Genomic DNA, 14,449 nt, shown 5'->3' with positions numbered 1-14,449 from the left:
CATTATTTGTTTATAATTATTGATTTGCTTATTATAAATTTTTAATTAAAATATATTGCAATGAGTTTCTTTTGAAGGTGTTAGAATTCCAAATTAGCTACTAAAAAATCTCTGTTTTTTTAAGCTTAATTAACATATAAAAATGCTTTTAATATATTTCAAAATTATTTAGATTGCAGATTATTCAGTAAGTTTATTATTAAATTTATATGCTTATGAAATAAATAATCAGCTAACTAAAGATGTCTTAATTTTGTAAATAAATAATAAGTTAAAATGATTTTTAATATCAATAATAAATAAATTTAAGAAGGGTGTAAAATGAGACAAAATGAATTAACAACAGAATTAAAACAAAGTTATCCTTGGTTGAACGCAGTTCATGATTACGGCAATCTCTTGAATTCTATTGATAAGCTAATTGAAAAATATAAAACAATAATAAATGAAAAAGATTCTTTGAAAGGTGAAGCTTATAAGTGGAAATTGGTTAGAAATTATGAAGGATTACCAAGAACAGATAATTTAAAAAATTTTCAAGATGATATGAATAAGATTATTAAAAAATCTTCTAACTTAATTTACTGGAGAAATAAAAATAGTATAATTGATAATTTAAAAAAATATCCAGGAGATTATATGCATCTATTGGATAATCTATTTAATGAGTCTATGGATTTGGGTCAAAGGTTGGAGAAATTTAAAGAAGATCTCGAAAAGTTAAAAGCTAATGACAAAAATTTAAGAGAACATGATGAATCGACAATTGCTTTCTTACTAACATTACATAATCCCTCAAAATACACTTTTTATCGGGATCAACTTTATCAAGCGATCTTGTTATATATGGGGGTTGATAATAAAGAAAAAGTAGGTAAGAAATATTCCTCGTATCTGAATATAATTGATTTTTTAATAGAGAATTTTATTAAGCATGACAAGGACTTAATAAATATGGTCAGTGAAAAAGTTCAAATAACGACATTTGAAGAAAAAGACTACAAACTTCTTGCACAGGACATTATATGGCAAGTTCTTGTGAATGATGAGGAAAATGGTCAACTTCAAGAAGAAAGTAATTCGTATATTAATAGTGAAAATAATAACCAAAAAAGGTTACCACTGAATCTAATATTATACGGTCCTCCGGGTACAGGAAAAACTTATGAGACTGTAAGTAGAGCATTGTCAATTATAAATAATAAATTTTATGAAAGTAGAAGCAAAGAAGATAAAGAAGAGTTTGATAGACGCTTAAAAAATAGACAAATATTTTTTACTACATTTCACCAGAGCATGACTTATGAAGATTTTATCGAGGGAATAAAACCAAAGTTATCTGACTTACATGCATCTCCGAAGATTGACAAGGAAAAATCTAAAACAGATAGAGCTGAAAATGAGGGGAGCGTAAAGTATGAAATTAAAGATGGGGTCTTTAAACAAGCGTGTGCCATTGCTGCATATTACTGCCATTTAAAAAAGAAGATAGGTAAATCAAACAAGAAGAAAAACAAAGATAATTTTATAGAAATAACCAACGATATATTCGAAAAGATATTAACAGAGTTCAATGAAGGAAAGTATAACCAAGCTGTCAAAGAAAAATCGCACGAAGCTGAACGAGTTGTTTTAATCATAGACGAAATCAATCGAGGAAATATTGCGCAAATATTTGGGGAATTAATCACCTTAATTGAAGAGGATAAACGCTTGGGTAACAATGAAGCTTTGAGCGTTGTATTGCCTTATAGCAAGAAGATTTTTTCGGTACCCGCAAATTTGTATATAATCGGTACTATGAACACTGCAGACCGTAGTGTAGAAGCTATGGATACTGCCTTAAGAAGAAGATTTGTATTCGAAGAGATTGAACCGCTATATGAAGGTCCTAAAGAACTTGATCAAATATATGGTCAATATAGAATAGGAGATATTCTAAAGACAATCAATGCTCGCATTGAGAAACTTTTGGACAAAGACCATAGGATTGGACATTCTTACTTTATGTTTAGCGAAGATGGAAACCTTGAAGAAAATTTAAAAGATGTTTTTTACAATAGGATTATTCCGCTCCTACAAGAATATTTTTACAATGATTACGGAAAAATTGGTCTTGTATTAGGTAAAGGTTTTATTGAGAATAAAGACGATCAAATTAACTTTGCATCTTTTGACTATCCTGAATTAGAAGATTACAATGAACGTAAATTGTATAAAATTCAAAAAAACAGAGATAACTTTTACGAAGCAATTGAAGAATTAATGAACCATAATTCCATTTAGAACTGATGAGTCGTAAAATAATAACTGTATTCGAACACGGTATCTTAAAATTTGATAAATCTGATTATCCGCTTTATGAAGCCTTAGTCAGATATTTTGAAGATAAAGCTACACCGTACTACAGCTTAATACATAACGGTGTGAAATTTAACCAATATGTTGGTGTACTTCAGATTGGAAATTATTTAATAGAAGTATTACCAAAGGCAGACAGAGTATCTAATGGAGACATAAAAAATCGCGATGAAATATATAAGTGGCGTAGAGTATTAATTAGTATGCTTAGAACTGTCAATAACATTAAGGTGGATTATACAGGTTACTCTAATTTAAGAATACATCGTAATACTATTCTGGATCTTTATTTTGAATTATTCATACATGAATTGGAATACTTGATTAAGACAGGATTGGTTAAGAGTTATAGAAGGATAGAAAAAAATCTTACTACCTTCAAGGGGCGTTTAGTTTTTAATAATCATATTATCAAGAATTATATTCATAGGGAGCGTTTTTTTGTCAATTATTCATTTTATGATTATGAGAATCTTTTTAACATTATCTTATACAAAGCACTTAACTTAATAAGTAAAATAAATACTAATCTTAATTTACAAGATAGAATTAATTCACTTTTATTTAACTTTCCAGAATTGCCAAATATCAAAATAACCCAATCTACTTTCGATAAACTTGTTTTTAATCGTAAAACGCATTGCTATAAAAATGCAATCAATATTGCTAAACAGATATTATTACAATATCACCCCGATTTAAGAACAGGAAGACATAGTGTACTTGCATTAATGTTTGATATGAATGAGCTCTGGGAAAAATTTATTTTTTATACATTGAGAAAATACAAAGACGAACAAACTAAAATCGAGAGTCAAAAGTCGATGCGATTTTTAACTTTAAATAATACGCACATGAATATAAGAGCTGATATAATAGTAAATAATAATAACATGCAATTTGTACTTGATACAAAATGGAAAGTGCTTCAAGATTTTACTCCCTCGAGTGAAGATTTATATCAAATATTTGTTTATCAAGAATATTATAATGCCCAAATTTCAGCATTAATATATCCATATGGAGCCAGCAACGAATCGCAAAAAGAAGATAAGTTACGACGAGGATTTTTTAGAAAATCAATACGATATAATTCAGATGACAGGAAATGCTTCTTAATAAAAATACCTGTAATAATAGAGGCGGATAAAAATATATCATTTTGGCAAAAAGAGATTTATAAAAATTTGTGGTCAATTCTAACAGCCCCTTAAGAGGTATAAAATAATGTATAAAATGTCATTTCTTTACTGATATAATCAATTCAATGAGAAATATTCTTTAAAAACCACAAACTATTGAGTGACTGTATCTTAATTTTATCAATCTTATTGTGTAAAAAAAGCTTTTACAGATCATAGTTTTTCAATATAGAAGACGACGAGAATTCCTTGTTTGTATTAAACCATAGTGAAGCAATCAGGAACTCTAAAACTCTTTTTGATAAAAGGAATACTACGATTGGATATTTTATTAATAATGACTTTATAGTATCAGTTCAGCATTAAATTGAATTATGGCTATATAAGAAGGAGGAAAATATAAACAACATATTTAACCTTGTGCCGGCTTTACTTTTCATTTTTTCTTAATAAATTTTTTTAGCTTTTTACTTAAAGTTTTTCAAAAATTTTGTTTTTTTCTAATAATCATTAACTGAATAACAGTGAACTTTTATAGACACTTTGTTATAAAAATCCAAGTACCTAAAATTTTGTTTCATAACCTCATCAATATTATTCAAGGATTTATCAACAAAAGATTCTTTTTTGAATGTTTCTGTGGTAGTATTCAATTTTACAATAAGTTGAGAGGGCATTCTATTTATTTTGCAGGTTATCGTTTTTTGTAAAGAGTACAATGTTATTGCATATAGCAGATTCAATCCATTAAGATTTTATCAGATTTACTCTTCGCTAAGATACTCTTATACATAACTTATAATCAGATGGATAGAGGGTATTAATAGCTATCTGTTTGATAAAATTTTTTAAATAAACTTTTTCAAGTACTATTGAATTGAAACCTTTTGATAAAAAAATCATCAGATTGGCTGTATAAAATAATTAAAAGAGGAATATCATGCTTTACACAAATCTTACTCATGTTCTTTCAAAAGACGAGCATTCAAAATTATTACAGGAAAATGAAAATGTAATGATTTGCTGTGGGCGAATGGGTCCCATGTGTATCCCAGTTTACGAAGTGATGGAAGAACTCGAAAAAGAATATCCGCACGTTAAATTTGCCGATATGGAATTCGACATTCCAGATGCAAGTGTAATTAGAGATTTACCAGAATGCAGAAACTTTGCAGGCTTGCCCTTCGTGGTCTATTATAAAAATGGCAAAGTTGTAAAAGCTACAAGTAGTATACAGACAAAAGAGCAGATTACTGCTATCCTTGATGAATATTTTGGTAATAATAAATAATTAATTTTTTCCCGGAGCATCGAGATGGAAAATCATTACGACGTAATTGTTATTGGAGCAGGAGCCGCAGGTCTAACAGCTGCTATCTATTTGTCGAGAGCAAAAGTAAATACGCTCATTTTGAATGAAGGAGCTGTAGGCGGACAAATGGTATTGACGCACGAAATAGCAAATTATCCTGGTGTCGATTCGATTAGCGGCTATCAACTCGCAAGAAATATGAAAAATCAAGCTCTTAAATTCGGGGCTCAAATTAAAACGAACATAAAAATAAGCAAAGTCAATCTCGAGGATGAAATAAAATCTGTTGAACTGACGAACGGTGAAGTTTATACTTCCGATGCATTGATAATTGCAACGGGTGGGCGTTCGAGAACTCTGGGTGTTCCGGGAGAAGATAAATTCAAGGGAATGGGGATTTCGTATTGTGCTACGTGCGATGGCGACTTTTTCCAGGATAAAAAAATTATCGTTGTAGGAGGAGGAAATTCAGCACTTGAAGAAGCCGTAGCGCTTACAAAATATGCCTCGTCTGTAACTGTTGTCCATCAATTCGACCATTTCCAGGCATTCGAACATTACGTCATTGAAGCACGTAAAAATCCCAAAATCAATTTTATTATGGAATCGAAAATTGAAGAATTTATAGGCGAAGAAAAGTTGAACGCTGTTAAAATTAGAAATCAACGCACAGGCGAGCTAACCGAAATGGAGATAGACGGCGTTTTTATTTTTATCGGCTATGTGCCAAATACAGAAATGTTCAAAGGCATACTCGAATTGAATGATTATGGGGAAATTGTAGTAGATAAAAATATGTCGACCAATATAAAGGGCGTGTTTGCTGCAGGTGATTCGATTGCTAAAAGATTTCGCCAGGTTACGACTGCTGTCGGAGATGGAACTGTGGCAGCGTTGAGCGCAGCCGAATACGTCAATAATTTGAAAAAGTTAAAAAGTGAACCTGTCAATTCCTGAAAGAATTCAAACTTTTATTCCAATAAATCGAATGACGGAGGCTTTGCCCTTATGTCCTTTACCTTCGTTGAGTGTCACAATTTCTTTGGCAAAATATTCGAAATCGAGGTCAATAAAATCTTCAGCTATATCTTCTAAAGAATAGAGAAGCGATAAATTTTTTGGACCGCCGGAATCATAATTCAATTGATCTTTTTCAAATGCCTCCATTATCAATCTGCCTCCTTTTTTTAAGGCATCGATGGCATTTTTGTGTATATGCTTTCTTAAATCTTCTTCAAAGTGAACAAAAAAAAGTCCTACTGCGTCGTAAGAATCCTGCGCGGGTTGAAATTTATTTAAATCACTAACAATATAGTTTATCCTCACATTTTTTTCGGCGGCCAATCGTTCGGCTTTTAGTTTACCTGATTGGCTGAAGTCAACGGCTTCTACACCCCATCCAAGTTCGGCCGCATAGACTGCATTTCTGCCTTCACCCTCTCCCAATAGTAAAATTCTTCCCGGCGGAAGTGTTGCTATTTGAATTTTAAAAAATTCGTTCGGTTCTATTCCGTAAATATATTCTTCAGAGGAATATCTTCTATCCCATAACTCTTTCATGTTGATTTCTCCGAATTGATGAACTGCGGATTATTTGGTATTTTAAAGTAACTAAAAATAAAAAAATAATTGAATTGATCGATACATCGAAAATAATAATAGTAGGCGACCGTGTTTTAATAAAGCCCGAAGAGAGTGCCTCGAAGACGAACAGCGGTCTCTATTTGCCGCCAGGCGTGCACAAAAAAGAAAAAGTACAGGGTGGATACGTAATCAAAGTGGGACCCGGTTATCCGATGGGTATTCCAGTTGAAGACGACGAACCGTGGAAAGAACGGAAGCCAATTAAATATTTTCCTCTGCAAGCCCACGAAGGCGATTATGCCATCTTTCTAAGAAAAGAAGCAGTGGAAGTCGAAATTGACGGCGAAAAGTTAGTCGTTGTTCCTCAAGCTGCAATTCTTATTCTTTACAGGGACGAAGACCTGCTCTCATAATTTTTATCTGACTCTACAGCTTATAACTTATGATTTATATTCTGGAATTAATTTTAATTTAGGGATGAGGGATTAGGGAACAGGGAGTAATTAATTATTCTATGATTATGTGCTTGGTTCGTTGTTCAATGTTCGTGGTTCTTTGTTCAAAGTTTTTTGGAAGAGGGAGTCTATTATTTTTGTGAGGAATGAATCGAATACTCAGTTTCAAGCTAAGCTCTCAAAACATTGGCCCTCGTCTTTGTGATTGAGCAAAGCTAACGAAGCAAACACTGATACAATTCTCTACAAACAAAATAGCTTCGTCCCCGTTAAGCTGGATTTGCGATGACAGATAAATCACCACATCTTTAAAAACGAACATAAACTTGTTTATTCGAGTAAGACCCCCGTCTTTAAAAGTGAAACGAGAGTAGCAAACTCACTCTAAATTAGATAATATATTCCAAAAACAAAGAACCCCAGCACCCCAGCACATCAGCACTCCAGCACATCAACGTTCCTGTAATCCAGCATCAAAAACAAACTTTTGACAAATTAATGGTATTAGAGTGAAAATTAAACGTTATACCAGAACAAGAAATGTTAAAATTTTCTCGTTATAATTTACATTTCTCATTATTTTAAGGCTGCTGAAATAAATTTATAAATAAATATGAGAAAAACATGCATCGCAGAAAAATTTTTCAAATAATCTTTTTTGTAGCGATAATTCCGTTTGTTTTGACAGCGCAGAAAAAAGAGAAATACGAAAAACACTTTGAGATGATTTATAAAGTTGAAACTACGCCTGTAAAGAATCAAGCGAAAACAGGTACTTGTTGGTCGTTCGCTACAATGTCATTTATTGAAACAGAATTAATCAGGATGGGCAAGGGAGTTCATATCCTTTCGCCGATGTGGAATGTGCGGTTTACGTATCCATTAAAAGCGGAAAATTATATCAGATACAATGGATTGGCAAACTTTGGTATGGGTGGTCAGGCGCATGATGTAATGAATGTAATTCGCCGATACGGAATGGTTCCGGAGGAGATTTATCCCGGCTTAAAGTGGGGAGAAAAAGAACATAACCATGGCGAGATGGACGCCGTACTTAAAGAGATTGTAAGTACTGTAGTTAAGAAAAAAGGGGGAAAAATTACTCCCGCATGGAGGCAGCTTGTCGAAAGCGCGCTCGAAATTTATCTTGGTGAACCTCCGGCAGAATTTGAATACAATGGCAAAAAATACACTCCCAAAAGTTTTGTTGATTCACTCGGATTTAATCCCGATGATTATGTTGAATTTACTTCTTTTACACATCATCCATTTTATGAAAAATTTGACCTTGAAATTCCAGATAACTGGAGCAAAGATTTATATTATAACGTACCAATCGATGACTTAATGCGTATAATGGATTATGCACTCAAAAATGGATATTCGATTGCCTGGGATGGAGACGTCAGCGAAAAAAGTTTCGACAGGAAGAAAGGAATAGCCACTCTCCCCGTAGAGGATTCAAGCGATGAAGAGAGTAATGAAAATAATGAACAGTTAATAGAAAAAACTGTCGATCAGGAAATGAGACAGGAAACGTTCGACAATCAAACTACTACAGACGACCACCTGATGCATATAGTTGGACTGGCAAAAGACGAAAACGGCAATAAATATTACTATACCAAAAACTCGTGGGGCACCAAAGATAAAAAATACGACGGTTACTGGTATATGTCGGAGTCTTATACTAAACTAAAAGTTATTGCCATAATGGTTCACAAAGACGCCGTTCCGAAGGATCTAAGAGATAGATTAGGATTTTAAATCGGAGCTTTGAACTTTTCTAATTGCACCAGACATTTTTTATCGGAAACCCGAGAAACTAATATTTGACTTTGTAGTTTCCTGTACTTATTTTGACATCGTTAAGAAACAGAATTCTATGAGTGAAAAAGAAAGAATATTAAAAGCAGCGCAGGAAAAATTTTTCCGAGATGGATTCAGCAGTGTATCTATGGATATGATTGCAGCCGACTTAAAAATGAGTAAAAAGACTATATATAAATACTACCATTCTAAAGACGAGCTGTTGAACGCTGCAGTTCAAAATCTTAAAAAGAATATTAAAAAAAATATCGGAAATATTTTAAAAGACAATCTTAATTCGATTGAAAAAATCGTACTACTTTTAGACACACTAAAATCAATGGCAGCAAGCCGACTTAGTGTCAACTGGATGAACGATATTCGCGTCTATAAACCGGATATCTGGAAGGAAATAGACGAAATGAGAACTAAGGTTATTAATAAAGATATTTTTCGGGTATTTATTCAGGGAATCGAGGAAGGTTACATAGTTAATATTCCCCCGCAGATAATTTTAGCTGTTTTTCTGAGTTCTGTTAAATCGGTTATTAATCCCGACTTTATACTTGATAATAGTTTTTCGCTAAAAGAAGCGGTGGATTATACCATGGGGATTTTCATTAATGGAATTCTTACGGAGAAAGGAAAAGAAGCTTATAAAAAAATAATCAAAAACAAACGGTCTGAAGAAAATGAAAAAGATTTTTATTCTTCTATTGGCAGTCTTTTTATATGGCTGCGGTGATAACGAACAAGAAAATATTGTCGAATCAGGTACTATCGAATCGACGGAAGCATTAATAAGCTCTCAGGTAAGCGGGCAGATAATCGATCTATTAAAAGACGAAGGCGAGCAGGTTAATAAAGGCGATACTCTCTGCATAATAGATACGACATCATACCATCTGCAATTAAAACAAGCCGAAGCTGCTTTAAAAATGGCTGAAGCTCAATTGACTTTGCTGATAAACGGAACCAGGAAAGAAGATATTAAACAGGCCGAGGAAGTTCTAAGACAGGCCAGCGCAAATTTGAGTTCTGCTAAAACTGATTATGAAAGAATTAAGAACTTGTTTAATACCGGCGCGGTCAATAAAAAACAGCTCGACGATGCTGAAACGAGATATCAGATAATGTCTGCTCAGTACAATTCTGCCGAAGAAAACTTGAGAAAACTCAAAAACATTGCAAGACCAGAAGAAATAAAACAAGCCGAAGCAAATGTCCAAAAAGCCAGAGCTTCGGTTGATCTTTTGAAAAAAAATTTGAAAGACTGTTTTGTGGTTTCTCCAATTGATGGATTCGTTGTGAAAAAATTCATTGAAAAAGGTGAAACGGTTACAATGCTCTCAGCTCTATTTAAAATATCCGATTTGAGCAAGGTTAAAATGTCGATTTATATTCCTGAAACTGAATTGCCGAAAATTAAGCTTGGACAGAAAGTAGAAGTTGCAGTAGACGCTTATCCCGATAGAATTTTTAAAGGCAGAATAATTTACATTTCCCCCGAAGCTGAATTTACACCTAAAAATATCCAGACCAGAGACGAAAGAACAAAACTTGTATTCGAAGTTAAAATCGAAATACCAAATCCAGATTTCATTCTTAAAGTTGGAATACCGGCAGACGCAACAATTCAACCTGGATTGAATTGAATGAACGGAATTATAGAAATTAATAATCTGCATCGCAAATATGGAAAAACCGTTGCCCTCCGCGGCATATCCTTGAGTATAAAAAGAGGAGAAATGTTTGGATTTGTTGGACCGGACGGTGCGGGTAAAACAACTACCATAAGAATTATGTGCGGACTACTTTATCCAAGTGAAGGAACTGTTCGCTTATTTGACGAAGATATTCGCGAAAAGAGAAATTCCATTCAAAAAAGAATCGGATATTTATCGCAAAAATTTAGTCTTTACGGCGATCTTACTGTCGACGAAAATATCGAATTCTTTGCCGAAATTCATGACGTAACGGATTACAAAAAGAGAAGGGAAGAGCTGCTCGAATTTACCAGATTGAAACCTTTTAGAAAACGATTGGCAGAAAAACTCTCGGGAGGCATGAAACAAAAACTCGCATTGGCATGCAGTTTAATCCATAAACCGGAAATATTGTTTCTCGACGAACCAACTACGGGTGTGGACCCGGTTTCGAGACGCGACTTCTGGAAAATACTGGCAGATTTGATTAAAGAAAAAATTACTATAGTTATGGCTACTCCTTATCTCGACGAAGCCGAAAGATGCAGTCGGGTTGCAATGTTTAATAACGGTGAAATTATTGCCTGCGATACTCCAGGCAATATAAAAAAATCTATTGGCTTGTGGAGTCTCGAAATTGTGTGCAAACCAATTAAAATAGCCCATGAATTATTGTCTTCTGAAATTAATAATGATATTCAACTTTTCGGTGACAGGATTAATGTATTGGTAAATAACCATGAAGAAGCCGATAGCATTTTGAGAATATTAAATTCAGCAAATGTGGAAGTGATAGACAGTCGATTGACCGAACCTTCAATAGAAAATGTATTTATGAATCTGATTAAACACAGGAAATTGAGCGGATGAACTATAGTATCGTTGTGGAAAATTTAACAAAAAAGTTTGGCGATTTTACTGCAGTAGATTCCATTTCATTCAAAGTTGAAAAAGGAGAAATCTTTGGATTCCTTGGTGCCAACGGTGCTGGTAAATCGACTACAATCCGAATGCTGTGTGGCTTGCTCGAACCGACTTCTGGAGATGCTGTTGTCGGTGGCTTCAGCATTATGAAAGAACCCGATAAAGTGAAGCAAAGTATTGGTTATATGTCACAGCGCTTTTCACTATATAATGACCTGACTATCGAAGAAAACATCGAATTTTTTGGTGGAGTTTATGGTCTTAAAGGAAAGCTACTTGAAGAGCGAAAAAAATGGGTGCTCGAAATTTCGAATCTCGTCGGGAAAGAAAGATCGCTAACCGGAGATTTGCCAGGCGGTATCAAACAACGCCTGGCTCTGGGCGTTGCAGTAATTCATAAACCCGAAATATTGTTTCTTGATGAACCTACCAGCGGCGTTGATCCGGTTTCAAGAAGAAATTTTTGGGATTTGATTAATCGCTTTTCGGACGAAGGGACAACTGTTCTTGTAACGACTCATTATCTGGAAGAAGCGGAATACTGCAACGATATTATTTTGATCAACGCTGGAAGATTAATTGCTGAAGGAAACCCGCAAAGACTCAAAACCGAATATATAGACGGCGATGTTTTTGAAATCGAAACAGAAAAACCTGTCGATCTGATGGATATTTTAAAGAAGGCAAAGTTTATTATCGACGTATCGATTTTTGGGAAAAAAATTCACGTCATCACAAAAAAACAGTTTGAAAATCCCGCTGAATTAGAAAATTACTGTACTCAAAAAGGATTTAAGATCGACAGAATAACACGTATTGTTCCAACTCTTGAAGACGTATTTATTCATTTACTGGAACATGGGAGTAACAATGCTCAACAGAATTAAAGCAATCGCAGTTAAAGAGACACGACAGTTGCTCCGGGATGTAAGGATGATGGGAGTGATTTTTCTTTTCCCTGTTTTTCTGCTTGTTGTATTTGGATATGCAATCAATTTCGATGTTCAGCATATACAACTGGCTGTTTTAGACAGGGACAATTCCTCTGAGAGCAGGAAATTTATTAATTCTCTTTTGAGTACAGATTACTTCGACCTGGTAACGAATCTTAAATCGGATATAGAAATTAAAGAGTATCTTGATAGAAAAAAGGCACAATGCATTGCTGTTATTCCGTCAGATTTTTCAAATGAGATACACAGAAACGAAGTTGCTAAAATTCAATTTCTTATCGATGGAGTCGATGGAAATACAGCTACAATAATAATGAATTATGTTAATGTTGCCGTTGCGAATTATTCAAATAATCTGAACTATGAATTTCTATCCTCAAGGGGAATAAAATTAGCATCATCGATATCACTTGAACCGCGATTCTGGTTCAATCCCGATTTAAATTCTACACGGTTTCTAATTCCAGGTCTGATAGGAATGATACTAATTATAATTGCAGTTGTAACAATTTCGTTATCAATTGTAAGGGAAAAAGAACGTGGAACCGTTGAGCAATTAAATGTTTCTTCTATAAGAATTCCGGAACTCTTGATTGGGAAAGCCATACCGTATATCGTAATAGCCTTTATAAATGCGGGAGTAATTCTGGCTGCCGGGTATCTTTTTTTTGGAATTGCTGTTAAAGGAAGTTATTTATGGCTGTTAATAAGCACATTATTCTTTCTGGCGGCGTCTATCGGTATTGGAATTTTGGTTTCCATAATTGCAGATTCTCTTCAAGTGGCATTTCAAGCCGGTACGTTAATTTCGCTTTTACCTTCTATGCTCCTGTCGGGTTTTGTATTTCCGATTGAAAGTATGCCATATATTATTCGCATCTTTTCGAATGTTACTCCAACGAAATTTTATATTGTATGCCTCCGATCGATATTGCTTAAAGGAGCCGGAATAGAAGTTTTTTGGGATCAGTTGCTCTATATGGCAATCTTCACTGTGATAGTTGTAGTTGCTGCTTCGAAAATATATAATAAAAAACAATTGAAGGAATTAAACGGTTGAAGGGAAATGGTTTCGCCACAGTAATCCATTTTATAATTAAAGAATTCCAGCAGCTTAAGCGTGACCCGAAAATGTTCGCTATTGTTCTTGCTGCACCGGTTCTCCAGACAATAATTTTAGGATATGCTGCTACATTCGATGTGAATAATGTCGATTTTTATTTACTCGACAGAGATAAATCTTCTGCCAGCCGTAAATATGTTGAAAAGATTATAAACTCCGGTTATTTCACAATTAAGGGGAACACAGAAAATTATGAGGAAATTGAAAATGCCATTATGAACGGAAAAGCCGTGATGGGATTGATTATACCTCGAGAATTTGAAAAGGGGATCGAAAACAATAACGGAACAAAAGTTCAGGTAATTGTCGATGGTTCTGACGGTAATAAAGGCTCAATTGCTTTCGGATACATTCAGGCGATAACCGCTGCTTATGCAAAAACAATTCTACTCGATAAAATAGAAAGAAATGGCATAAGGGTTCCATTGAAATCAGTAGATGCCGAAACCAGAATCTGGTACAATCCTGAATTAAAAACTCGAGTATTTATGGTGCCGGGCATAACGGCGCTTCTGTTGATGATTATTACAACGTTGCTTACTTCGCTTGCCATCGTAAAAGAAAAAGAATTCGGCACTCTCGAACAGTTGATTGTTACCCCGATTAAACCGTGGCAAATGATTCTCGGCAAAATATTGCCTTTTACCATACTCGGATTGATAATGATACTGTTGGTAAATTCAGTTATGATATTTTGGTTCGGTATTCCGATAAGAGGCAGCATCCTCTTTTTCTTTTTTGCATCTTTGCTCTTTATTCTTTCTACACTCGGGATAGGACTATTTATATCGACAGTTTCCAGAACACAACAGCAAGCAATGATGGTAACGGTTTTCGGAGCTACGATGCCGATGATTTATCTTTCGGGATTTGTTTTCCCGATTGAAAATATGCCCAGAATAATTCAGTATGTAACCTACATAATCCCGTTGAAATATTTTATTACTATTATTCGCGGCGTCATCCTAAAGGGTATCGGAATAGCAGATTTGTGGCAGGAAACATTAATACTGGCTCTGATGGGGACAGCGATACTTTTCCTCGCCGCAAAGAGATTTCACAAAAGACTGGAATGAATTT

The 14,449-nt window shown here is 34.2% G+C and carries 13 protein-coding genes; 12 read left to right on the top strand and 1 reads right to left on the bottom strand.

Annotated features, from left to right (window positions below; all coding sequences use genetic code 11):
* Window positions 1-321: 321 nt before the first annotated feature.
* The 4 genes from ACSSV9_RS02790 (at window position 322) to trxB (ending at window position 5,772) form a co-directional block, all read left to right on the top strand.
* On the top strand, window positions 322-2,286 hold the full coding sequence (locus ACSSV9_RS02790) for an McrB family protein (protein ID WP_437345695.1): 1,965 nt from the start codon (window positions 322-324) through the stop codon (window positions 2,284-2,286).
* A gap of 5 nt (window positions 2,287-2,291) precedes the next feature.
* On the top strand, window positions 2,292-3,575 hold the full coding sequence (locus ACSSV9_RS02785; protein WP_437345694.1) for an McrC family protein: 1,284 nt from the start codon (window positions 2,292-2,294) through the stop codon (window positions 3,573-3,575).
* Window positions 3,576-4,443: 868 nt separating this feature from the next.
* Window positions 4,444-4,794 (top strand): thioredoxin family protein, encoded by a 351-nt coding sequence (locus ACSSV9_RS02780; RefSeq protein ID WP_437345693.1) that lies wholly within the window; start codon window positions 4,444-4,446, stop codon window positions 4,792-4,794.
* 24 nt (window positions 4,795-4,818) lie between these two features.
* Window positions 4,819-5,772, top strand: coding sequence for a thioredoxin-disulfide reductase (gene trxB, locus ACSSV9_RS02775; protein ID WP_437345692.1), 954 nt, complete (start codon window positions 4,819-4,821; stop codon window positions 5,770-5,772).
* Between the two features lie 6 nt (window positions 5,773-5,778).
* Here the strand turns inward: trxB and ACSSV9_RS02770 are convergent, their stop codons facing one another.
* Window positions 5,779-6,375 (bottom strand): class I SAM-dependent methyltransferase, encoded by a 597-nt coding sequence (locus ACSSV9_RS02770; RefSeq protein ID WP_437345691.1) that lies wholly within the window; start codon window positions 6,373-6,375, stop codon window positions 5,779-5,781.
* Window positions 6,376-6,449: 74 nt separating this feature from the next.
* Between ACSSV9_RS02770 and ACSSV9_RS02765 the strand changes: the two genes are divergently transcribed.
* From ACSSV9_RS02765 to ACSSV9_RS02730, 8 genes are all read left to right on the top strand, one after another.
* Window positions 6,450-6,812, top strand: coding sequence for a co-chaperone GroES (locus tag ACSSV9_RS02765; RefSeq protein WP_437345690.1), 363 nt, complete (start codon window positions 6,450-6,452; stop codon window positions 6,810-6,812).
* Between the two features lie 666 nt (window positions 6,813-7,478).
* Entirely contained in the window at window positions 7,479-8,621 is a 1,143-nt protein-coding gene (locus ACSSV9_RS02760; protein ID WP_437345689.1) for a C1 family peptidase, read from the top strand.
* A gap of 118 nt (window positions 8,622-8,739) precedes the next feature.
* Entirely contained in the window at window positions 8,740-9,408 is a 669-nt protein-coding gene (locus tag ACSSV9_RS02755; protein ID WP_437345688.1) for a TetR/AcrR family transcriptional regulator, read from the top strand.
* A complete protein-coding gene (locus ACSSV9_RS02750) occupies window positions 9,356-10,318 on the top strand; it encodes an HlyD family secretion protein (RefSeq protein WP_437345687.1) in 963 nt (320 codons plus the stop codon). Before ACSSV9_RS02755 ends, ACSSV9_RS02750 begins: the two co-directional genes overlap by 53 nt.
* Entirely contained in the window at window positions 10,319-11,239 is a 921-nt protein-coding gene (locus ACSSV9_RS02745) for an ABC transporter ATP-binding protein (RefSeq protein WP_437345686.1), read from the top strand.
* Window positions 11,236-12,180, top strand: a complete 945-nt coding sequence (locus ACSSV9_RS02740) for an ABC transporter ATP-binding protein (RefSeq protein WP_437345685.1) — start codon at window positions 11,236-11,238, stop codon at window positions 12,178-12,180. Before ACSSV9_RS02745 ends, ACSSV9_RS02740 begins: the two co-directional genes overlap by 4 nt.
* Window positions 12,164-13,306, top strand: coding sequence for an ABC transporter permease (locus ACSSV9_RS02735; RefSeq protein ID WP_437345684.1), 1,143 nt, complete (start codon window positions 12,164-12,166; stop codon window positions 13,304-13,306). Before ACSSV9_RS02740 ends, ACSSV9_RS02735 begins: the two co-directional genes overlap by 17 nt.
* Window positions 13,303-14,445, top strand: coding sequence for an ABC transporter permease (locus ACSSV9_RS02730; protein ID WP_437345683.1), 1,143 nt, complete (start codon window positions 13,303-13,305; stop codon window positions 14,443-14,445). Before ACSSV9_RS02735 ends, ACSSV9_RS02730 begins: the two co-directional genes overlap by 4 nt.
* Window positions 14,446-14,449: the final 4 nt, after the last annotated feature.

The sequence above is a fragment of the Melioribacter sulfuriphilus genome (assembly GCF_051488685.1).
Taxonomy (GTDB): Bacteria; Bacteroidota; Ignavibacteria; order Ignavibacteriales; family Melioribacteraceae; genus Melioribacter.
The sequence above is the reverse complement of the archived record's forward strand: the minus strand, read 5'-3'. Positions and strand labels throughout refer to the sequence as shown.